The 22,294-nt window shown below is 44.3% G+C and carries 16 protein-coding genes and 1 tRNA gene; 8 read left to right on the top strand and 9 right to left on the bottom strand.

Annotation, left to right across the window (positions count from 1 at the left end; translation table 11 throughout):
* The first annotated feature begins 476 nt into the window (after nucleotides 1-476).
* On the top strand, nucleotides 477-2,936 hold the full coding sequence (locus OPS28_RS12380; RefSeq protein WP_265609779.1) for a S8 family serine peptidase: 2,460 nt from the start codon (nucleotides 477-479) through the stop codon (nucleotides 2,934-2,936).
* A 6-nt stretch (nucleotides 2,937-2,942) separates the two neighbouring features.
* On the opposite strand, the gene OPS28_RS12385 is transcribed toward OPS28_RS12380, so the two are convergent.
* The 6 genes from OPS28_RS12385 to OPS28_RS12410 all read right to left on the bottom strand — a co-directional run bounded on the left by OPS28_RS12385 (nucleotide 2,943) and on the right by OPS28_RS12410 (nucleotide 11,656).
* Nucleotides 2,943-3,584 carry a response regulator gene (locus tag OPS28_RS12385; protein WP_265609780.1) on the bottom strand — a complete coding sequence of 214 codons (642 nt, stop codon included), beginning with the start codon at nucleotides 3,582-3,584 and terminating at the stop codon, nucleotides 2,943-2,945.
* Nucleotides 3,581-4,276 (bottom strand): sensor histidine kinase, encoded by a 696-nt coding sequence (locus tag OPS28_RS12390; RefSeq protein ID WP_265609781.1) that lies wholly within the window; start codon nucleotides 4,274-4,276, stop codon nucleotides 3,581-3,583. The genes OPS28_RS12385 and OPS28_RS12390 overlap by 4 nt, the downstream gene beginning before the upstream one ends.
* The gene (locus tag OPS28_RS12395; RefSeq protein ID WP_265609782.1) at nucleotides 4,263-7,367 is read right to left on the bottom strand and encodes a serine/threonine-protein kinase; all 3,105 of its coding nucleotides are present in this window, start codon (nucleotides 7,365-7,367) and stop codon (nucleotides 4,263-4,265) included. The genes OPS28_RS12390 and OPS28_RS12395 overlap by 14 nt, the downstream gene beginning before the upstream one ends.
* A gap of 43 nt (nucleotides 7,368-7,410) precedes the next feature.
* A complete protein-coding gene (locus tag OPS28_RS12400) occupies nucleotides 7,411-8,244 on the bottom strand; it encodes an FHA domain-containing protein (RefSeq protein ID WP_265609783.1) in 834 nt (277 codons plus the stop codon).
* A 1-nt stretch (nucleotide 8,245) separates the two neighbouring features.
* The gene (locus tag OPS28_RS12405) at nucleotides 8,246-9,094 is read right to left on the bottom strand and encodes a DUF6689 family protein (protein WP_265609784.1); all 849 of its coding nucleotides are present in this window, start codon (nucleotides 9,092-9,094) and stop codon (nucleotides 8,246-8,248) included.
* An 81-nt stretch (nucleotides 9,095-9,175) separates the two neighbouring features.
* A complete protein-coding gene (locus tag OPS28_RS12410; RefSeq protein WP_265609785.1) occupies nucleotides 9,176-11,656 on the bottom strand; it encodes a S8 family peptidase in 2,481 nt (826 codons plus the stop codon).
* Nucleotides 11,657-11,858: 202 nt separating this feature from the next.
* On the opposite strand from OPS28_RS12410, the gene OPS28_RS12415 reads away from it, so the two are divergent.
* Both OPS28_RS12415 and acs read left to right on the top strand, forming a co-directional pair.
* A complete protein-coding gene (locus OPS28_RS12415) occupies nucleotides 11,859-12,911 on the top strand; it encodes an aldo/keto reductase (protein WP_265609786.1) in 1,053 nt (350 codons plus the stop codon).
* A gap of 159 nt (nucleotides 12,912-13,070) precedes the next feature.
* On the top strand, nucleotides 13,071-15,017 hold the full coding sequence (gene acs / locus OPS28_RS12420) for an acetate--CoA ligase (protein ID WP_265609787.1): 1,947 nt from the start codon (nucleotides 13,071-13,073) through the stop codon (nucleotides 15,015-15,017).
* Nucleotides 15,018-15,563: 546 nt separating this feature from the next.
* On the opposite strand, the gene OPS28_RS12425 is transcribed toward acs, so the two are convergent.
* Genes OPS28_RS12425 through rimK form a run of 3 tightly spaced genes read right to left on the bottom strand, consistent with a single transcriptional unit; the run spans nucleotide 15,564 to nucleotide 17,963 of the window.
* The gene (locus tag OPS28_RS12425; RefSeq protein WP_265609788.1) at nucleotides 15,564-16,013 is read right to left on the bottom strand and encodes an ATP-dependent zinc protease family protein; all 450 of its coding nucleotides are present in this window, start codon (nucleotides 16,011-16,013) and stop codon (nucleotides 15,564-15,566) included.
* Nucleotides 16,014-16,029: 16 nt separating this feature from the next.
* Entirely contained in the window at nucleotides 16,030-17,058 is a 1,029-nt protein-coding gene (locus OPS28_RS12430) for a succinylglutamate desuccinylase/aspartoacylase family protein (protein ID WP_265609789.1), read from the bottom strand.
* Nucleotides 17,058-17,963 (bottom strand): 30S ribosomal protein S6--L-glutamate ligase, encoded by a 906-nt coding sequence (rimK, locus tag OPS28_RS12435; RefSeq protein WP_265609790.1) that lies wholly within the window; start codon nucleotides 17,961-17,963, stop codon nucleotides 17,058-17,060. The genes OPS28_RS12430 and rimK overlap by 1 nt, the downstream gene beginning before the upstream one ends.
* 256 nt (nucleotides 17,964-18,219) lie before the next feature.
* Between rimK and OPS28_RS12440 the strand changes: the two genes are divergently transcribed.
* From OPS28_RS12440 to OPS28_RS12460, 5 genes are all read left to right on the top strand, one after another.
* A complete protein-coding gene (locus tag OPS28_RS12440) occupies nucleotides 18,220-18,819 on the top strand; it encodes a mechanosensitive ion channel family protein (protein WP_265609791.1) in 600 nt (199 codons plus the stop codon).
* A 69-nt stretch (nucleotides 18,820-18,888) separates the two neighbouring features.
* A complete protein-coding gene (locus tag OPS28_RS12445; RefSeq protein ID WP_265609792.1) occupies nucleotides 18,889-19,152 on the top strand; it encodes a DUF4212 domain-containing protein in 264 nt (87 codons plus the stop codon).
* Nucleotides 19,153-19,157: 5 nt separating this feature from the next.
* Nucleotides 19,158-20,846 (top strand): sodium:solute symporter family protein, encoded by a 1,689-nt coding sequence (locus OPS28_RS12450; RefSeq protein WP_265609793.1) that lies wholly within the window; start codon nucleotides 19,158-19,160, stop codon nucleotides 20,844-20,846.
* A gap of 84 nt (nucleotides 20,847-20,930) precedes the next feature.
* Nucleotides 20,931-21,017 (top strand) — tRNA-Leu (locus tag OPS28_RS12455).
* 246 nt (nucleotides 21,018-21,263) lie between these two features.
* The gene (locus OPS28_RS12460) at nucleotides 21,264-22,223 is read left to right on the top strand and encodes a 3'-5' exonuclease (protein WP_265609794.1); all 960 of its coding nucleotides are present in this window, start codon (nucleotides 21,264-21,266) and stop codon (nucleotides 22,221-22,223) included.
* Nucleotides 22,224-22,294 lie beyond the last annotated feature (71 nt).

The raw sequence follows: 22,294 nt of genomic DNA on the forward strand, positions 1-22,294 counted from the left end.
CAATCCGTGAAGGTGGTCGTACCGTAGGTGCTGGTGTTGTAGCTAAGATTATCGAATAATCAAAGCTGACATTGAGTTATCCATAGAAAGGTCGCGTAAGCGGCCTTTCTTGCGTTTAGGGACCCGTCCTATACCGTGTAAAGGTTTTCAGAGTAATTTTTCTTTCTTAATTCCTAAACCCCCAATATAGTAATATTTACCACGCCCGTAGGGGTAAACCCCTATACAAAAATGCTAAAACTTTTGCGATATTCCCTCATGTTCGCGCTCTTATAAGAACGCAGACTTTTCACTGAAAATGAAATCGCTCCCGATGAAGATAGTGCTGTTAATCTTCATATTTGTGTAATGGTTTTGCATTGCACTACCTTTTAGCCCTTCTCTTGAAGGGCTTTTTATTTATAGGGGTAACCCCCCATATAAGGGGGCTATTTTTTCCCAGATACTAAATGAGTCAATTTTAAATGAGGTGGCTCATGAAAGTATTTAATAGAAAATCCCTAGTTTCAGTGGCGGTAGCATTTTCCCTACCATGCAGTGTCTTTGCGAAGACTTTCGACGAAGATCTCGCGGCGCAATTCAATCAAAACCCTTCATCATTGCAGCAAGTCATTGTTACGTTTGATGGCAAGGGGGCACCTACTACCGAGCAGCTCACTGCCCTTACTACTTTAGGCATCGATCAAGGGGTGAGTTTACAAAATTTACCCATCGTGGGTATCCTAGCCACAAAAGCGCAAGTTGAGCAGTTATATCAGCGTGATGATGTCGTCTCTGTGTGGAATAACGAGTCACTCCGCTTAGAGAACCATGAGTCTACCCAAATAACAGGGGTCCAAGCCATGCGCGCCGATAGTGAACTTCGACGCAATGGTGTACCTTTCTCTGGCAAGGGGATCGGCGTAGTTGTAAACGATTCTGGCGTCGATGGCACCCACAGCGACCTGGCATACCCGAATCATGTGGTACAGAATGTATTAGCCCAAACCAACCTGCATAGTTTGAGTGACCTGTTGCCGATAACCTATCAGGAAAATATAGCCAACACCGATATTGGTGGAGGGCATGGAACTCACGTAGCTGGTACGGTCGGTGGGAATGGAGCTAAAAGTGGCGGATTGCATGCTGGTGTAGCACCGGGAGCCGACATAATTGGCTATGGTTCTGGTGCAGGGCTGTTTATACTAGATACATTGGGCGGGTTTGACTACGCACTCACCCATCAGTTTAATTATAATATCAGAGTTATCTCAAATTCGTTTGGCAGCACGAGCGATGTGGGCACAGACTTTAATCCAGATCATCCAACGAATGTCGCTACAAAAGCATTAGCAGACAGAGGTATCATCACCGTATTTTCTGCCGGTAATTCTGGGCCGGGCGAATCTACCATTACTGGTAACTTTAAAAAAGCACCCTGGGTGGTTACCGTGGCGGCAGGAGATAAGAACGGTGAGCTGGCGGAATTTAGCTCCCGAGGAGTAGAGGGTAAGGAGGGCGAAGTGGTTGTTGATGGCGAAGTCTATACGTGGCAGGATCGTCCAACAATAACTGCGCCTGGAGTCGATGTCATTTCTGCTCGCGCTTCTACCTCAAGTTTAGGTGGTTTAAGTGCTCAGGATGATGTCGCTATGATTGATCCGGAACACCTCCCATTTTATACAGTTTCAAGCGGTACATCGATGGCGGCACCCCACGTGTCAGGTATCGTGGCATTGATGCTTGAAGCCGACCCCACGTTACATTGGCAAGATGTAAAACGTATTTTGCAAAATACTGCTACTCCTATGGCAGGACTTGCAGAATGGGAAGCGGGAGCTGGATATGTCAATGCACACGCCGCTATTACTGCCGTCGTGAATGGGGAAGCAGTTTTTGGTGATACGGTGAAACAGAACCGTGACTTTAACGGCAAAGCACTCGTAAAAGAAGGCGCTAGTTTTACCCTTACCACGACGTATCTACCGGCTGGCGAATCGCCAACAGAAACGTTCGAAGTAAGCGAAGATGTAGCTATGGTAGTAGCAAGCGCCACAATCGAAACAGCGACGGCCTTTGTATTGGAAGACCCTGCCGGTAATCGCTATGGTTCAGGAATAGGTTTACCCGTATTAGGATCGGCTGTGGGCACCACTGCGCCCGGTATGGCTGGTACCTGGAAGTTGTATAGTCGTGGTATTGGCAGTATCAGTGGGGTTTCTGTCGATCCGCTCGGCCTAACTAATGGGGTCGGCATTCCGGCATCTATCGATGTAACAATCAGGTTACTTGAAACAGCTGGCTTTGAAGGCATCGCAGATACACAAGGAGAGCCGAGCCGTCCGTTCGTAGAATATGTTACAGCACGCCATCTGATGGATGCGACTTCCCAAGGCTTTATGCCCCATAGCAAGATGACGAGAGGGGAGCTAGCAGACACTCTCACTTTGTCTGCAAATGTTCGACAGTCGATAAAAGGTAATCAGTTGCAATTTACCGACGCCGATGTGGAATTATCCGCCGCGCTTAATTCGGTAAGCGAAACCGGCAGTATCTTACACGATATAGCGCAAACGGATGAACCTGTTATGTTAGCTAAATCCGATACAGATTTTCTCCCGGAAAATAGCATTAGCCGAGAGGAACTTGCCTACTCACTGGTTCAGGCTTTAGGATTGCAAAGTGTGGCAACGTCCTTTGATCAGAACAGTACTATCATCGCTGTCGTATTTGATCAGGCAGTGGAAGTGGTTGATACCAAAGAAATTACGCCGGAGCTACGTGGCTATGTGCAAAGTGCCCTTGCTATAGGCTTGCTCGATGTTACCGTCGAAGTAGAGCAAGGTGAATTTGACGTAGCGCCTACTTTAAAAGCGTATTTTAACCCGTCTGATTCAGTAACGCGCGGCGAAGCCGCTTATATCATTACAGAGTTTGACCAGCTAAATACTAAATAATTACCATTACTCTAGCAGGCCGGCTTTGCCGGCCAACCTAATAAGTTCCGCGGAGCTACTTACGTGGAGTTTTTTGTAGATATTGCTACGATGGTTTTCAGCTGTTTTCAAGCTCATATTTAACAGCTCTGCAATTTTTTTACTGGTATTGCCTGCAGCGACTAGAAAAAATACTTCTCGCTCTCTTCGCGTTAATTCTGTAAGTGGATTCGCTCTGCGAGATCCTGCAGGTTGTTCGAGGCAAGTTTTTGCTTCTTCCTTAAGAGTATAAAAGTAGCGTTGGCCCTGCGCTATCGTCATAATTGCTTTTTGTAATTCTTCGCTAGACGATTCTTTCAGCATGTATCCACTAGCGCCTGCATCTTGCATAGCTTCAACGTATTCCAATTCGTTGTGCATGGAAAGAACCAATACTTTAGCTTCTGGCCGTTGAGCGAGTAGCTTGTCTATAGCCACCAGTCCACTCATACGTGGCATCGAAATATCCATTATAGCTACGTCAGGATTAAGCTTAATTACATGCTCAATAAACTCGATACCATCGCCACATTCGCCGATAACACTGATGTGGCCAGTTGAATTAAGCATTTGTACCAGACCTTGGCGCATTAAAACGTGGTCGTCGGCGATAACTACGGTGATGCTCATAAGGGTATCGTCAGTGAAATTCGTGTTCCGTTTTCTGGAGAGGAATTTATAGTCAGCTCGGCATTAAAAGCTTTGGCGCGATCTTCTATACTGGCTAGGCCCACTCCAGGCGTTATTTTATCTCGTGTAAACCCTTTACCGTTATCAATGAGGCTAAGTTTTACCATATTAAAATGTTGCCTTACCGTAATCTTCACATCGCTTGAATACGCATGTTTGATTGAGTTGACTAATGATTCTTGCGTAACACGAAATATCAATATACTGATATCTTTAGGTAAATCAGCGTTAACGTCAACCTCACAAGTATAGTTAATTTGCTCATGTTCAAACAGATTTCGGCACAGCCAGTTTAGTGCGGGTTTCAGCCCGAGATCATCTAAAATAGTGGGGCTCATCAGCCGTGATAATTGGCGTACATCCGACAGAGCCAGTTCGGCAATGTCTGCAAGTTCACTTACGGCAGGGTCAGTGGATGCCATTGTTTGCAAACGGCGGGTTAAGCCAGTTAATAGCTGACCTACTCCATCGTGAAGCTCACGTGAAAGTCTTGCTTTGTCTGATTCTTGCTGCGCCCATAATCGTTTAGCCAATTCAGTCAATGCATTTTGTTCATCATCAAGTCGAGCCTTTAACACGCCCTGTTGACGCTGAATTTCAGCAATTAAGGTGTCGGTATCAGAGTCGCTCAAGGTAAGTCCTTTGATAGTGCTGGGCTTGTGTCTCGTTTAGCTTTGATAACCATTGTTGGAGTAGTGCCCTACTTTTAGTTTCATCCCAGCTGCGATAGTAAATGTGATTTCGCCAATAGTTGGGATACGACTCAACCTTTTGTTTTAATTGTTTTATATCCCCGGTCAAGTATAACCATTGCATGTGGGCTTGATAAAAAGCAGGTTTTATTAGTTTATTTATTCGTTTCATATAAGTGCTGTCCGCTGGAAGCTTTAAACGATGTTGGAGATCGAGCAGAATTTTGAGTTCGGTTAACACCGGAATTGTGCTGGCGGTAAACGGAAGGGCTTCAGCTGTACTGTGCAATTGTTCTTTCTGGTTCAATTCAATATCCACTACTATTTGTAACCACGTTAGTACTGCTTGCTGCTCTTTCATGGCTGCACTTACTAGCTCATTCAACTCGCCAAGCTCTTCCTGCACACACAGCCAGTCTGCAATATAGACACAGACTTCTGCCTGCCACAGCTTCACTTCAGACAATGCTCGGGTATCACCCATATCGTGGGCCAGTTTTAACGCTTGCGCTATATTTTCTTTCGCAACGTGGAGCTTGCCTTCTGAAAAATTTAAAAAACTAAACAATAACTGATTATACATGTGCTCTTGGGTTTGTTGCGGAGCTAGTTGTGTCGCAACGCTTGCAAGACTTCGTGATGTAGCGAGTTTATCTCCCTTAACCAAACTTAATTGGGCAAGATTCTGGATCGTTCTGATAAGATGCGTTTTATCCCCATCACGCTCAAAATGCGTTTTGGCCTGTCGCCAATAAATATCTGCTAGGGAAAAGTCGCCCATAAGAAAATGCATATAAGCAACATTACTCATGCTTTCAGCTTGCTTACTCCCTTCTTTTAGCTGAACGCGGATATCTAAACCATGTTTGTAGTAGGCGAGTGCCTCCTGATATCTACCTTGTTCCTCAAATAAAAAGCCTAATGTGTCCAATACATGCGCTTGCTTAATTCGGTCCCCAAGTTGTTCGAGAAGCTCTAGTGCTTCATTTAAAGAGTCTTCAGCAAGTGCGTAATCACCCCCTATCGCCGCTACGTTGGCGAGGTTAGCTAAGGAGGTAACTCTTTCGGAGGGGAAGTCCTGTGGTGTTCTTAATGCCAGGGAATCACTAAAATATCGTTGAGCCACTGCATAATTAGCCAGACGCAAATGGGCGACACCGAATGCATTTAGCAGTAAGCTTTCTCCAGCAATATTCTCTTGTTGGCGGTAAAGAATAAGTGACTTCGTTAACGCTTCGTCGATGGCACTTTCAATATCTCCATTAATGATTTGCTGTCGGGCAAGCTCAAACCATAGTTGCGCATTTTTAGGTGAGCTACTTAATGCTTGGCGATAGTCTTTAAGAGCAGCATCAATATTGTCCGCCCAAATGTGTGTTTGCGCCCGCATTGTCAGCAATTTTGCATTTTTTGGATAAAGCGTGGTTAATCGCGTAATGGTTTGTTGAGCAAGTTTTAAGTCGTCCGTGATCTGAGCTTTAAGAAAGTTTCCCTGTAAAAGCCAGTATTCGTGAACGTTGGGTAGTGCTGCTAATGTATCTAATTGTTGATAAGCATCACCAATACGTCCTTCTTCCCAAGCCAACGTTGCTCCCGCCAGCCAACCCTCGGGAGCGTTTGGAGAGGTCTCTTGGAGAGCCTCGATTAGGTGATTTTGACTAACATATTCACTTTCAGATAATGCAGGATCTGTGGGTAAAAAATTAATGTCTGGTGCCGCAATAGGACTATCGGTGTGCTGGATGATCGCAGCTAAAATCTCCTCTGAGAAAGAGGTCAAATCATTTTGCATTGATTGAGTGTTTAAACTAGAGCTAATTGAAAAGAGTAGTTTATTGGCAGGCATGAGGTAGCCGGTGCTATCGAGTAAAAATGTTCCATTTCCTGTTGGTGCAGCGGTTAAGGTTACGACCAAGTTAGCATCAAGCGGCGTGGCGAGCTCCACTCGATCGTTTACGTTAACAATTGGATCAAGCGATAGATTAGCTACTAAGGGGCGAAAGTTTTCTTCTTCAAAAATGTTAACTTTCGGATGTTGGCTTAATGAAAATTTCAGCAGGCGATTGACTGTGGTTAAAAAAGGGATATCAGGTTGATTATACACAATTAGATCCACGTGCCCGTGGGGTATTTCAGATCGCTTCGGTGACAGGAACGAGTAAGCTAGAAATATTACTAAACATAATAGAGTAGCACTAGCGAACCAATATCGTTTGTTTGACGCGTCGCTATGTATATTTGAATTGAAACGGACCAGCACTGAATCTATTTCAGGCCGCTTAGAAGCAAGCCTATGAGTTAACGTATTTAAAAAAGCTCGCTGTTTGTGGTGCCACCATCGATCTTTTAATGAAAGTTTATGCACCGTTACACATTCAAGAATTTCGTGTAACACTTTACCTACGCTATAGGTATCGGCCACGGTAGACGATTTAGCGCCATGCAGTACTTCTGGAGCCGAATAATGCTTGTGACCGCTGGTTTGCTTATCAAACACTCCGTGTTGACCGATACCAAAATCAATAAGTACCAGTTTCCCGTTTGAATCTATCAAGATGTTATCGGGTTTGATATCTCCATGTAATACGTTGGCTTGACGGCATGTATATACCGCATCTAGCAGCTGATTTGACCAAGTAAGGTATTCAGATTTAGAAACCGGTTTTTGCAATCGGTGACAGAGTGCTTCACCCTCTACATATGCCATCGTGAAGAACATATGATGTGTATCGGCAAATACATCGTGAACACGGATAATATTGGGATGGTTTAGTTTTCTGGCGACCACTACCTCGGTACGAATAGTTTGCAATTGGGTGGAGTGGGTGGTTACACCTTCGATTAATTTAAGTGCGATATCGACTTGCAGTAATTCATCAAAGGCATGGTATACCGCGGCTTGAGCTCCTGCCCCGAGTTTTTCGCGGATAGTAAAGCGGCCCGCTAATACTGTGCCAGAGGATAATTGAGTAGAATTAAGTTGTTGAGTTTCAAGCGAGTTCAGAGAAACGCTGTCATGCGACTCAGTCAATAAACCACTCCTAAACTGATTATATCACTGCTTACTTAGCGTACTACGAACGATGCAGTAAAGATATCTTATGATCGATAGAATGGAATAATAACCGTAAAGACAAAAAATTTGCCATCGAGACAGCGAAAGATACATCGGTCTCTGTAAAGTATTGGCGACCTATTGTATTGTCACCATAGAGGACCCCTACTACCTGATTTTCTACCAAGATCGGGACACATAGTGCAGCTAATATATTGTTTTGAATAACACTTGCTTGTAAAGCGTAGCGTTGATCAGCTTTTAGGTTTCCCAAAGCTAGGGGAGTCCGTGTTTTAATGACATTTTTTATCACTGTCCGGCTACCGGAAAAACCTTCCGCATCCATCCAGGGTTCATAACCTAAACCCTGCTGAAAACCAGTTTGTTCATCGAGCAAAATAAGTGCAGCCCGTTCGCAACCCAACGATTGCAACATGCATTCACGTGCTACTTGAATAAGCGAAATACTATCGTCAGATTCATTCAACTGACTACGATATCGCCGTAACTGAAGCTTTCTCCAAATTTGCTGACTTTCCACTTTTTCCACATCGAGGTTACTTATGGGCTTCAGTCTGCATGCTACAGGTCCAATGGAAATAGACTGCTCATCTCCAATAGGTAATAACGTGACTCTTTCTCCATCACAGAAACAGCCAGTGCTGCTAGTATCATTTAGCGCCCATTGCTTATCATCGTTATTACTTAGAATGGCATGTCGCCTAGACACCTGCGGATGGTCGATTACTATGTCAGCAGTTTCCGCCCGTCCGATATGATACGGCTGACCTTCGAATAAAAGGTGTTCTGCCACCATTCCTTCAGGTGTAGAAACTGCTAATTGAAGTGGCATGTTACCGTGTCCGTAAACTATAACGCAGCGTATACAGATGAGTGAGCATTTCGCCTTTAACATTGATGATGTCATTAGATGAACGCCAAACATCCGGGATAAGGTCTCCAGACGCTGACTCAAGCAATGCTATCATCGTATCAATCTGCGTTAATGCAACGGCGTAATTCTGTAGTGTTATAGCTGAATAGAGGCTACCCATGGCAACGTCTAAAGGATTCAATACAGAGGTATCTATAGCGCTTCGATTACTAGATAGCACGTTATTTAGGGCACTAAACTTATCATTCAAATTTTCACTTAAGGAGCGCATATCAGCAAGGATGATAAAATCAGAAAAACTGCCTGTATTGCCCCTCGCCCGAAAACTTCCTGACGCTGTCAACATGGTAATATCTTCGAAATCTCCATTGTCGTGAGACCTGAATAACCGAAGTGGCGTACCTTCGACATAATGCAAAGCAGTGGTGTAGAGTTCTACCATAGCAACACCTTCAAATCCAAAACCAAAGTCGGCTTTGGGACTTATTGATACTAAAACAGGAAACGCACTATCGGCCGTAATTAACGAAGAAGGCAAGCGGTCTACAATACTGGGATCTGAGGGGTTTAGTAAAGTTGCGTGTATATCAATATTGTTAGCGTGTAAGCCGATACTATTGTCAAATTCTACCTTCACATCTACGCCAATATTGCCTGGTAGTGATATAGAGGCCTGAATCGTATCATCAGCAACAGTAAGTGAGTGGGGGGGCGTAACCTGTGCCTCCGCCATATTGGCGGTAATAATCATTAAGCCAACTAGCCATTGAAGACGCATTAATAAAAACTTTGGTGCTCGTGGGATCATGTGAATTACCTCGTCAGAATATAAAACAACCATAAAGCAGCTGCACGCCAGTATCAAGTTGAAACCGGCGCGCGCCATACCTTACTCAAAATATTGGGTGAATAGCCGCGATGCAATCACTGCATAATGGGCACGGCGGATTTGCTTATCAGGCGAAAATGTTGCCACAAGTTTAGGCTCAAGCCCAAAGCCGTCTTGTTCTACATCAAACTTAACACCTAACAGGGAAAGGGAGAGGGCAGCCTGGACGTAGCCTTTCATTTCATCCGGTATTTGTTCTTGATCAGCCAACACGATTTGCTGCCCCTTATATTCCACGATGATATCATTACTTGGATCGAACGCCTCAGCTAAGGGTTGCATCCCCAAAAGCTGTACAAGCGTGTAAGCCATCTCAAGCTTATTCACTCTGCCGTAAGCGGCAATTTGTTCATCTTTTGGCAGCATAATTGGGTTTTGTGACGCGGTAGCGTCTTTTAGTGCCCCCCCCGGCATCATCGCTGCCTCAATATAGGGGCGGCTATCAAAAGGTGTTACACCATCTAAAGGACGCGGCTCGTTCAGTAGATCGCGATATTGTCTGACGGCTCCCCCCATTACAGCATAGCGAGCTAGATCCATTCTTTTTAATTGCCAATCAGGATGAAATTTGCGATTGACGGAGCCATCCATTAACCGCTCACTTATAGCAAACTCTATGATGCCCCGCTGCGGGTGTTCGTCGATATCGTTAATACCGTTGAAGCCACCGCTTTCTTCAAATGATACAGTTACTGCGAAAGTCTCTGGTAGTCCAGGGCCATTAGTAACCCCCAATGGGTCTGCCTCAACCCCCGAAAGAGATGTTAAACCGTAAGCGTATATCCCCCACGTTCCAGCCATAGCAGGAGCAGAAACACGCATTTTTTCACTTAGTATCGGGGTGGTTAAATTGCCAAAATACTCTGTGCCATCAGGTGCCACTAGCACAAGCTTAGTCAGATTCGAGGGCGAACTGGCTGACGCTTTGATTAGCACTTCCGTTTCACCCACTTCAAACTGTGCAATCTCCGGTTCACCTACGGGCGAATAAAATAAATCAATATTTTCTGTTCTTTCGCTGGTGGAAACCAATGCGTTAGCGCGAAATTTCTTATCAGGCAAGTTGTTAACTGTTGTTCGATACTCCATATCGTAATTCAACGCTGCGGCGACTGCACTTCTGGCATTTACATAGCCAGCACCAACCTCCCATCGCTGGTATCCAGGCATATTGGTTGCCGATTCCTGAAGTAACTTTTTAATAGTGAGAGGATCTAGACTTGGGTTGGCTTCTAGCATCAGAGCTATAATACCTGATACATGAGGAGCAGCCATTGACGTCCCTGAAATCATAGTATAGAAAGGCATGTATTCGGTTTCTATTGCCTCTATATCAGCATCTCCGCCATTGGCGACGAGATTGGTAGTTGCGCGTGTAGAAATGATATCCACACCAGGCGCGACAATCGACACCTCGTTGTGATAAGTCCACTCACTTCCGTCGGGCATGGTGAAATCGCCAGATTCACTTTTTAGGCCGCGCGATGAAAAGTCGGCTAACCGCCCAAATTTATCCCCAGCGCCAACCGACACCCCCCACGGAATTTGAGCATAAGGGTTGTGGGAGTCTTCTCCAGGGCCATCGTTGCCTGCGGCAAATACACTCACTATACCTAGTTTATGAGCTTTGTAAGTAGCGAGAGAAACTGGTCCCAGAGGCTCATATTTCCCGCTGGTTCCCCATGAGTTATTGATGACTTTAATAGGATTTTCATAGGTATATAAATTATTGATTGCGAAATCAAAGCCGCCAATAGTGTCGAGCAAAAATAGACCGCCTCCGGAGCCATAGCCTATTAAATCAGCCTCCGGCGCGGCCCCGAGATACTTACCATCAGACATAAAGCCACTACCAGCGATGGTCCCAGCACAGTGCGTTCCATGGCCAGAATTGAGGTCGGTATTAATTTGACCTTTTATCGTGACACCGTCTGTCATACCGGTAACACTGATTGCTGAGGCATGGGTGAGTGCCTGAACGTTCTCCACCACAGTATCGCCGAACAGTAAATCCTGATGAGATGCGTCCACACCCGAGTCATTTACCATTATCGTCACGCCTTTGCCCGTGAACTCAACGCCATTTCTTTGCACGAAGGCAGCGCCTTGTATTTTGTTAACGCCAGTTATTTCGCGTGCATCGGCATTATAATAGTCCATCTTTCGGTTGGCGAAAATTGAACGAACGCTGTCTAATTTAGCGAGGGCTTCAATTTGCGCTTTCGTGGCCACTACACCAATTATGGGCAAAGCACGAAATTGAACACCTTTTACAATACCTAAATTTAGAATTTGTTGAATTTGAGCTTCAGCAAGGGGCTCGAGTTGATCGAACGTAACTACCGCCATCACTGCTTCAGTATTTGACAGCGTAGTTAACCTATTGGCAAGTTGGTTACCAATGTATGCATCAGCGAGGGCTTGTGAGCTCGGTGCAGCCATAAATACAGCAGCAACGGCAGAGAGAGTAAATTTTTTCATGATAGTCCCGACTCATTTAACGTGATTTCTGATGTGATAACAGAATATGGATTCATCATGACTGTTCGTTTTCTATTCATCTATAGGGGTTTCACCCTAGATTTGCCCTACTGCTATTTTCGTGGATAGGTAAAGTCATTGCTTCACGGAAGTGTATTCTCTATGGTTATCACATCCCAGAAACTTTTGAATTGAGGTAGAGATGAAATATCATCCGCTAGGGCGTAGTGGGCTAAACGTGTCTGAAGTGTGTTTGGGGACTATGACCTGGGGAATACAAAATACCCAGGCAGATGCGAATGAGCAATTAGCTATGGCAATTGATGCCAACGTAAATTTCATCGATACCGCTGAAATGTATCCGACGCCCCCGAATGAACAAACCTACGGAGAAACCGAGCGAATTCTCGGTCATTGGCTTAATCGCCATAGGCACTACCGCGAACAGCTGGTTATTATGAGTAAAGTGGCCGGCAGAGGGCTTAGCTATATACGTAACGGGTCCAAGATAAGTGGGGACTCACTTACTGAAGCGCTTGATAACTCTTTAGCGCGTCTGAATACAGATTACTTAGATGTGTATCAACTTCATTGGCCAAATCGTCCTACGCCCCATTTCGGCAAACATTGGCCAGGAAGCACAAATCCTTTAAACACCGAGATTGATAATGAAATCGAAGGCATGCGAGACATTCTACTTGCGCTCGACAGAGCTATGGCGAGTGGGAAAATACATCATTGGGGCTTATCTGACGACACGCCATGGGGAATTGCGACATACCTCAAACTGTGTGACGAAATGAATATCGAACGGCCAGTGTCTATTCAAAATGAATTCAGTCTATTACACACCAAAGATTGGCCTTATCTGATTGAACAATGTGTGTTTGAACACATCGCTTACTTACCGTGGTCACCTTTGGCTACCGGCATACTGACAGGGAAATACATGGGTGGCGAAAGGCCTGCCGGTTCGCGGTGGACGTACATTCAAAGACAGGGATTATTTAGAGACAAACCGGCGGCGCACGACGCTACAAAGCGTTACCAGCAGATTGCTGAAAGGCTAAATATCTCTTCAGCCCAATTGGCACTGGCGTGGTGTAAGCAGGTCTCGGGAGTAACGTCTACAATCATCGGTGCGACCAGTAAGCAACAACTTTCGCAAAATTTAGAGGCATTCAAACTGGAACTAGCGCCATCGACGCTTTCGCAAATCGATGAGGTGTTACAGCGGTACCCAGTAGGATTTTAACTAGGGTACGCTGAAATCAACAAGAAGGAATAACTTATTAACTTTAACGCTTGCCCAGAGCGTAAGGTTACCGTTAGAGTGATTGTGAATATGATTCACTATATATTTACATGTTACTTTCATTTTCTAATTGTTTCATAAAGCATTGGAGGCAAACGCATGACATCACCAAAATTGTATCCTGTTCCTGAGTCAGTCGCGCAACAGGCAAACGTAAGCACCGCTGAATATGCGTCGCAATATAGAGAATCAATCGTAAATTCTGATATTTTTTGGTTGGAACAGGCGAAGCAATTAGATTGGATTTCTTTCCCGACTAAAGCAAATGAATCCATCATCACAAAAGACCGCGTGGACATTAAATGGTTTAGCGGCGGTAAGTTAAATGCAAGTGTGAACTGTCTTGATAGACATTTACCAGATCATTCACAGCGTATTGCTTTTTATTGGGAAGGTGACTCACCCGACGACTCAAAGGCCATAACCTATCTACACGCTTTTCAAGAAGTCTGCCGATTAGCTAATGGGCTTAGGCAGTTAGGCGTACAAAAAGGTGACAGGGTGGCTATTTATATGCCGATGGTACCCGAGGCAGCGTTTGCCATGTTAGCTTGTGCACGAATCGGTGCAGTTCACTCCGTTATTTTTGGCGGCTTTTCGCCCAATGCCATAGCTGATCGTATCAATGACAGTAGCGCAAAAGTAATCATTACCGCTGATGAAGGAAGACGAGCAGGCAAAACCATACCTTTAAAAGCTAATGTAGATAAGGCATTGGAAAATGATGCGTGCCCCTCCATCAAATCTGTTCTGGTGTTTACGGTTACTAACGCTGACACTGGCGCAGGCAATGATATTGATGTCAATTGGAATGACTTGAAGAATGAATGTGAACCAACCTGCGAACCTGAAGTTATGGACGCTGAAGATCCATTGTTCATATTGTATACCTCAGGCTCTACTGGCAAACCAAAAGGTGTAGTGCATACTACTGGTGGTTACCAACTCTATACCAGCATGACCTTCAAAACGGTATTTGATTACAAACAAGATGATATCTATTGGTGTTCAGCTGATGTGGGCTGGATCACAGGGCATAGTTATATGATTTACGGGCCTATGGCTAACGCCGTTACCCAGGTGTTTTTTGAAGGCGTGCCAACCTACCCAGATGTACGACGCATTGCTCAGGTCGTGGAAAAATACAAAGTTAATATTTTATACACCGCACCCACCGCTATTCGCGCCCTTATGGCCCACGGTTATAAGCCTGTGGAAGGTTGCGATACGTCTTCTTTACGTTTACTAGGCTCGGTTGGAGAACCTATTAATCCTGAAGCATGGGAGTGGTATCACCGTGTTATTGGTAGCAGCCAATGTCCCATTATGGACACATGGTGGCAAACTGAAACTGGCGGTATCATGATCACGCCACTTGCGGGTGTAACAGATCTTAAACCCGGCTCTGCCACTCAACCTATGTTAGGTATTCAACCCGCCTTATTCGATGCTGAGGGCAACGAAGTTGAAGGTGCGGGGGAAGGAAACCTGGTGATTAAACAAAGCTGGCCCAGTCAGGCCAGAACGGTCTATGGTGATCACGAGCGCTTTATACAAACCTATTTCAGTACCTATCCTGGCGTGTACTTTACAGGGGATGGGGCCAAGCGTGATGAAGACGGTTATTATTGGATTACAGGGCGGGTAGACGACGTCCTAAATGTTTCCGGCCACCGCCTAGGAACTGCGGAAATCGAAAGCGCCTTGGTTGCACATGAAAAAGTGGCTGAAGCGGCAGTGGTTGGGTATGCCCATGATATTAAAGGGCAGGGGATATATGTATACGTTACCTTAAACGAAGGGATCCAAAGTAGTAATGAGCTAGCTGGCGAACTTAAAAATTGGGTAAAAAACGAGTTAAGTCCTATCGCTGTACCGGATAAAATTCAGTGGGCTGAAGGGCTACCTAAAACCCGTTCGGGTAAAATCATGCGTCGTATCTTACGAAAAATCGCAGCGAACGAACATGAGCAATTAGGCGATACGTCAACTCTTGCCGACCCATCGGTAGTGGATAAGTTAATTCAAGAACGCTTAAATAAATAGATATACCCTTCTACATGAGTAACCTCTCTGGCTACTCACTGCTGTAGGAACATTGTTTCTGCGCGTGGGTAGTTTCTCTATTCAGTAGTGGATGGGCGATGTGATACACCTATCTATGGCTCATAGCCTTACAGCTGACTAATAAATTGATAGTTTGGCAAAATGTGTTTTATCGTTGTTTTTGTAAAACGTTTCTCCCCCGTGGTTATCCCGCTACCAGCATAATGTGGCTTTCGTAACGATAAAACATGGTGCCAGTTACGCCAATCCAAATACGGTGCTATGCGCCAAAACGTTATCTTTTGACAGAGCCAATAATGTGATTGTGGCAACGTAAACATAACAACAACGTAATTGTTATTAATAGGTTGGCTACAGGTTATGAAAAAGCAAGATAGGTAACGGCAGCTGGCCTGCAAGGTAAACTTGCTTGGGGACCTATAGAGGCGACCCCAATAATACTAACGTTTCTACAGAAGAAACAAAGACTGATGTCGAACGTATGCTGCGCGTAATTGTTAATTGCTAAGTGCTAAGTGCTAAGTGCTAAGTCTTGGGTTTGGTTAAAATGTAATCATGCTCCGGATCAACGATAAAGTGTCCTGACATTGCTTCCCTTCCCAATAACATTAAATACGTCATTTCCGATCTGTCGGTTAAGGTTAGCTGAATTTCCCAGGTTTCCCCCGCCATCACAATTGGGGTGTCGATGGTATAGCGTCGCTCCCTGGTAGCTGTTGAACTTTTTACCTTTTTTTGTGCTACTACCTTTGCTTCACGGCGAACAATTTTCGATACATTATGAATATCCGGATGAATATCAAAACTAACCCAAAGTTCCCCGTCCTTTTCAAATTCGTCAATATTGTCAACATGAAGTGATGAGGTGGTGGCGCCAGTATCAACTCTAATATTCAAGTCCGTTATCGCGAGTTTAGGCAGGTCGCACAATTCAAGTGCGCCAACAAGTCGCTTTTCATGAGAGCTTTGGCTCATAGGCGTTATCCTGTTATTAAGTTATGGATTGTTCATCCGGTAAAAGGTGGTCCTGAAGTATCCCCACATGCTCTGCCACTGAACTTGGCCGTTTAAAATAAGCTATATGGTAAATTGCTTCACCTTCTTGAGTGAGAGGGATATTCTGTTTACCTATTACGACCCCTTCAGCAGGACAAACAATATCGCCTCTATGATCGCCAAACGGATCGGCAATCTTTGCCAGTACATCACCTTTATAGACGTGATCACCCAACTGAGCTAAGTGATTAACAAAACCACTTTCTGATGCACGTACCCAGCCGCTTTCGCGAGCAATAAAACGTTTAATATCATGGCCTTTACTGCGACTTTTGTTCAGCATTCCCAAATGGCGCATGGTATGAATGACACCTCGTAGACCTGCACGAATGGAAAATTCATCATACCGTAATGCCTGACCTGCTTCATAGAGTAGAATTTTCACCCCTGCATCACTGGCTGCTTGTCTTAGTGAGCCATCACGAATATCAGCATTCAGCAAGACCGGAATACCAAATGCTTTGGCCATTTCCAAAACTTCTATATCATCCAGGTTAGCGCGGATTTGCGGTAAGTTACTGCGGTGAATCGCTCCCGTGTGTAAATCAATGCCGTAGTCACACTTGCTAATAATTTCATTAAAAAACAGATGCGCCAGCCTACTTGCCAACGAGCCCTTTTTGCTGCCAGGAAAGCTGCGATTCAAATCTCTGCGATCAGGTAAGTAACGTGATTGCGCCAATACTCCGTACACATTTACTATAGGCACCGCTATCAACGTACCGCGTAATCTTTCGATTGATTTTGATTTAATCAAACGCGATACAATCTCAATTCCATTCAGCTCATCACCATGAATTGCGGCGCTGACAAACAGGGTTGGGCCGGGCCGTTTACCTCGTTTCACGTACACTGGGATACTCATGTGAGTGGCAGTGTATAGCGGAGGCATGTCTAACTGAATTTTTGCTGATTCGCCTGGGGCTACCGATACGCCACCTATTATTAGTTCAGGCTGGGTCATTAGCCTGTTCCTTTGGTTTTAGTATTGTGCGGCTTAGCCGATTTGGCGATAAAGTCGATAATCATACCTGCCACATCTTTATTGGTGGCATTCTCAATACCTTCCAAGCCTGGGGATGAGTTTACTTCCATCACCACAGGACCATTATTGGAGCGCAAGATATCCACTCCGCAGCAATTTAGTCCCATTGTTTTCGCTGCTTCGACGGCCGTTTTCCGTTCTGCCGGTGATAGCCTGACTAAACTGGCTGAGCCACCTCGATGCAAGTTTGAACGAAACTCTCCCGGTGCGGCTTGTCGTTTCATCGCAGCAATTACTTTACCCCCCACCACTAAACAACGTATATCTGAACCGCCAGCTTCTTTAATGTACTCCTGTACCAAAATACTGGCATTCAAACCCATGAATGCTTCAATAATTGCTTCTGCCGCCTTTTGAGTATCAGCTAAAACCACGCCAATACCCTGCGTACCTTCAAGCAATTTTATAACCACAGGGGCGCCACCTACATTTTTAATGAGGTCATCAATTTTATCAGGATGGTGGGCAAAGCCAGTACGCGGCATTCCAATGCCTTTACGTGAAAGTAGCTGCAACGAGCGGAGTTTATCTCGCGACCGACTGATGGCGACGGACTCATTAATACTATAGGTGCCAGTCATCTCGAACTGACGTACAACTGCTGTGCCGTAAAAGCTAACTGAGGCGCCGATTCTCGGTATGATCGCGTCATATTTGGGCAAGCGTTTACCCTTGTAACGTACAGAAGGTTTTGCACTGGTGATATCCATGTAACAGTGCATGGTGTCAATTACATCTACTTCATGACCTCTGTCACGCCCTGCTTCAACTAGCCGTTTGGTCGAGTACAGGTTCGCATTTCTTGAAAGTATAGCTATACGCATAGCGAATATTCTCTTTTAAATTTAGTGGGTTGCTACGCACCTTAGCAGTTATTGGATGACCACAAATTGGCTGCTTTAGTTCGATTGCGAGATTAATTCACTTTCAGTATAGAAGATAGTTTTTTTATTTATTGGATTGCGATTGAGATAAGTTCTATTCACTCACTGTATTAACATATAAAATCTTAAAACAAAACGTGCTAATTGTATGCGTTTTCCCTATGCTTTAGGCGTTGGGTATTGAGTGGTCAAAAAAATGGTGTGGATTAACGAACTGAGTTATTGGTTGTCAGCTTATAAAATGCATTTCATCTGGACGGTGGTTATGCTGGTAGCTTATTTAGCAATGACGCGATTCGTATTACCTCGAGTCGAGAGTAATATTGAAAAAAGCCGTTTAAAATCAAACAACGCGGTAAACGGCTTGTTTGTCGTTAGAATTTTAACCGCCGTCGTGACCTTTTCATTAATTTTAATAGCCTGGGGAATAGACTTTTCAGGGCTGCTTGTTTTATCGACCTCTATCATCACGCTTACCGGCGTAGCTTTGTTTGCTAGTTGGTCACTCATAAGTAATATCACTGCCTATTTTATATTGCTGACTAATGTGGCATTCCGTCGGGGTAATTATATTCGTTTACTGGACGGGGATAATTACATAGAAGGTTATATAGGCGACATAAACTTGTTTAACACCCGCCTCGTTACCCCCGATAGAGAGACGGTTCTTTACCCAAATAACCTTGTATTGACTCGACCTGTGCTGATTAACCCAAAAGTTAAATGGCAGTCAATGGGGAAGGTAGCGCCACTTCCTGCCGAAGAAAAAGAAATTAAAGAAATTCAAAAAACGTAATAACATTTTTATAGTGATTGCGAACGTTTTTTTGTAAGGTAACTGAATCCTGAATGTTAAAAAAACGTTATGAACGAACATCGCGGCCATGCAGTCGGGTACTGGAAAGCCAACTTACAATTACTTTTAACGCTACTTCTGGTGTGGTTTGCTGTGTCATTTGGGGCAGGTATCCTCTTCGTAGATTTTCTCAATCAGTTTTCTTTTTTCGGTTTTAAACTCGGTTTTTGGTTTGCGCAACAAGGTGCTATTTATACCTTTGTTGTGCTGATCTTTGTGTACGTGTACAAAATGAATGCGTTGGATAAGCGATTTGGCGTGGATGAAGATTAAAAAATATGGATGTTCAACAGCTCACATTTATTATCGTTGGCCTTACTTTCGCGCTATATATCGCAATTGCGCTTTGGGCCAGGGCAGCTTCAACTAATGACTTCTATGTAGCGAGTGGAGGCGTCCCGCCAGTTTTAAATGGCATGGCCACCGCGGCCGACTGGATGTCTGCCGCCTCTTTTATTTCAATGGCAGGCCTTATTTCTTTCATGGGCTACGATGGTGCTGTGTACCTGATGGGGTGGACGGGCGGTTATGTTTTATTGGCGCTTTGTTTAGCGCCCTATTTAAGAAAATTCGGCAAGTTTACTGTACCCGATTTTATCGGCGATCGATATTACTCCCAGACGGCACGTACCGTTGCGGTGGTATGCGCTATTTTTATTTCGTTTACCTATGTTGCTGGACAAATGCGAGGCGTGGGCGTGGTGTTCAGTCGGTTTCTGGAAGTCGATATTGTCACCGGGGTTGCTATTGGAATGGCAATCGTATTCTTCTATACAGTATTAGGGGGCATGAAAGGCATTACCTATACACAAGTAGCCCAATATTGCGTAATGATTTTCGCCTACCTTGTCCCTGCTGTTTTTATATCATTAATGCTAACAGGACATGTGCTTCCACAATCCGGTTTTGGGGCAACGCTTACAGATGGTTCAGATCTTTATCTATTACAAAAGCTCGATCAGGTTTCGGTCGAATTAGGCTTTGCAGAATATACATCAGGTAGCAAAAGTACCATTGATGTATTCTTTATTACGTGTGCATTAATGGTAGGCACTGCGGGTTTACCTCATGTTATCGTGCGTTTTTTCACGGTACCGAAAGTGCGAGATGCGCGGAAAAGCGCAGGCTGGGCGTTGCTATTCATAGCAGTACTTTATACTACGGCCCCCTCATTGGCAGCGTTTGCTCGAATTAACATGATCGATACTATCAATGGTCAGAACATGCAAGGCACGAATTATCAGCAAGCTCCTGAATGGATAAAAAACTGGGAAAAAACAGGTCTGATCGCTTGGGACGATAAAAACCAGGACGGCAAGATGTTTTACGCAGGCGATGAGCGCAACGAAATGAGTGTTGACCGAGACATCATGGTATTGGCCAATCCAGAAATAGCAAACTTACCTTCCTGGGTGATTGCACTGGTTGCGGCTGGTGGTGTGGCAGCCGCTTTGTCAACATCGGCAGGGTTATTACTCGTTATTTCAACTTCTGTATCACATGATCTGCTTAAACGAAATTTAATGCCATCAATTTCTGAAAAAGCAGAGTTGGGCTACGCTCGGATAGCCGCAGCCACTGCCATTGTAATCGCAGGATGGTTTGGTATTCATCCCCCCGGGTTTGTAGCACAAGTGGTGGCTTTTGCTTTCGGGTTAGCCGCATCCAGCTTCTTTCCTGCCATTATCATGGGAATTTTCAGTAAACGCATGAATAATATTGGGGCCGTCAGTGGTATGGTAACTGGCATTGTGTTTACAGCTAGTTATATTGTGTTTTTTAAATTTATCGCGCCTGAACTGAATAGCGCTGAGTACTGGTTATTCGGAATTTCACCAGAAGGGATTGGAACATTAGGCATGCTGATCAATTTTGGTGTCGCTTTCACGTTTGCGCGTTTTACAGCAGATGCACCACACGATGTCCAACACATGGTAGAAAATATTCGCTACCCAAAAAGCGAGTAGAACGGGTAAAACAAATTGACAAAAAAATGAGGTCGGCGTATCTTGCGTTGCCCATCCCAGCGTGCTTCGTTTAGCTTGCTGAAAGCCCAGGTGGTGAAATTGGTAGACACGCTAGCTTCAGGTGCTAGTGGCCTTACGGCCGTGGCGGTTCAAGTCCGCCCCTGGGCACCATTTATACATTCCAAAATATTCTAAAGCGTTCGCAATCCCTGACCTTTTCCCCTGAACTAGCACCCCTACTTCGATGAGGTTATCCGTAAGTTATAACGTGGCTAAAATTGACTACTGCACATTTGAGGATGAAAACGTGATGAACTTATGATGCATAATGAGTACAGCTAATATTCTGTCCAAACTAGTATTAAAAGAATGACTTGTACTGTGCTAATCTCAATTTAAGCTAAAGGGAGGATTAGAATGATTGAAATTTTAATTATGCTAGTTGTAGTAGGAGTGACAATTTGGTTTACGAAACTTTTGTTAAATAAACTCTTTGTTCCTCACAGTAAAAATCGAATTCCGATAGCAAAAACACCCCCGGCATTAAAGCAAGGTTCAGCCATCAATCGCAACACCGTTGAAGCACCAACCATACTGCAAGAAATCTATAATAAAAATCGAAAAGTCTACGTATTTGCCGATCTGGAAACCACTGGCTTGTACGTTGATGAACATAAAATAACCGAGGTGGCGGCAATTAAATATTCTGGTGGTGACAGCGTCGAATATTTTTTCACATTGGTTAATCCATCCACGTCAATACCTAAGCATATTACCAATATTACTGGTATTACTGATGCGATGGTTTCAAATGCGCCAAGAATGGAAGCGGTATTACCAGCTTTTAAAGAGTTTGTCGGTAATGCTGAGTTGATTTTTTATAACGCTCCATTCGATAAAAAGTTTCTGGACAAAGCAGCTTCAGACCTTAACAGCCCCTTCTGCAACAAATTTATTGATGCGCTTCCAATCGCTAAGGAAGCATTTCCTGAACTTCACGATCACAAGCTTACTACCGTTGCCAAGCACTTGAACGTTTCAGTTTCTGGTGCACATAGAGCATTAGATGACACTAGGATCCTAATGTTTGTATATCTAGGCTGTCGAGTTGCATTGCTAAGCCGTGGCCAATTTATGAATGCCACCGCATTGGGTCAGGCCTTAGGAGGTTATAGTGCAATCACAACAAATAAAGCGCTCGTAGAACAAGGATTTCAAACGAAGGCTAAGAATGAGGATGATAAGTGGATCTATACTCCAACCACTCAAGGAATGACCTTCATTCGTTTAAGTGAAAACGGAAGACACTTTTTATGGCACGAAAGTATTATCGAAAAACTAGATATGCAGAATTTTCCAATAAGCAAAAAAGCTTAACATTTGTTGAAAGCAAATCGCCCGTAACATCCTCATGTGCTATTTCCAATAAAAATCCTTTTAGGCGAGAA

Source organism: Alteromonas sp. ASW11-130, assembly GCF_026183735.1.
GTDB lineage: Bacteria > Pseudomonadota > Gammaproteobacteria > Enterobacterales > Alteromonadaceae > Alteromonas.

Excerpts from the sequence above, each read along its gene's own strand:
- OPS28_RS12380 (WP_265609779.1), top strand. The coding sequence starts at position 477 with ATGAAAGTATTTAATAGAAAATCCCTAGTTTCAGTGGCGGTAGCATTT.
- OPS28_RS12385 (WP_265609780.1), bottom strand. The coding sequence starts at position 3,584 with ATGAGCATCACCGTAGTTATCGCCGACGACCACGTTTTAATGCGCCAA.
- OPS28_RS12400 (WP_265609783.1), bottom strand. The coding sequence starts at position 8,244 with ATGCCACTTCAATTAGCAGTTTCTACACCTGAAGGAATGGTGGCAGAA.
- OPS28_RS12405 (WP_265609784.1), bottom strand. The coding sequence starts at position 9,094 with ATGATCCCACGAGCACCAAAGTTTTTATTAATGCGTCTTCAATGGCTA.
- OPS28_RS12410 (WP_265609785.1), bottom strand. The coding sequence starts at position 11,656 with ATGAAAAAATTTACTCTCTCTGCCGTTGCTGCTGTATTTATGGCTGCA.
- OPS28_RS12415 (WP_265609786.1), top strand. The coding sequence starts at position 11,859 with ATGAAATATCATCCGCTAGGGCGTAGTGGGCTAAACGTGTCTGAAGTG.
- acs (WP_265609787.1), top strand. The coding sequence starts at position 13,071 with ATGACATCACCAAAATTGTATCCTGTTCCTGAGTCAGTCGCGCAACAG.
- OPS28_RS12425 (WP_265609788.1), bottom strand. The coding sequence starts at position 16,013 with ATGAGCCAAAGCTCTCATGAAAAGCGACTTGTTGGCGCACTTGAATTG.
- OPS28_RS12430 (WP_265609789.1), bottom strand. The coding sequence starts at position 17,058 with ATGACCCAGCCTGAACTAATAATAGGTGGCGTATCGGTAGCCCCAGGC.
- rimK (WP_265609790.1), bottom strand. The coding sequence starts at position 17,963 with ATGCGTATAGCTATACTTTCAAGAAATGCGAACCTGTACTCGACCAAA.
- OPS28_RS12440 (WP_265609791.1), top strand. The coding sequence starts at position 18,220 with ATGGTGTGGATTAACGAACTGAGTTATTGGTTGTCAGCTTATAAAATG.
- OPS28_RS12445 (WP_265609792.1), top strand. The coding sequence starts at position 18,889 with ATGAACGAACATCGCGGCCATGCAGTCGGGTACTGGAAAGCCAACTTA.
- OPS28_RS12450 (WP_265609793.1), top strand. The coding sequence starts at position 19,158 with ATGGATGTTCAACAGCTCACATTTATTATCGTTGGCCTTACTTTCGCG.
- OPS28_RS12460 (WP_265609794.1), top strand. The coding sequence starts at position 21,264 with ATGATTGAAATTTTAATTATGCTAGTTGTAGTAGGAGTGACAATTTGG.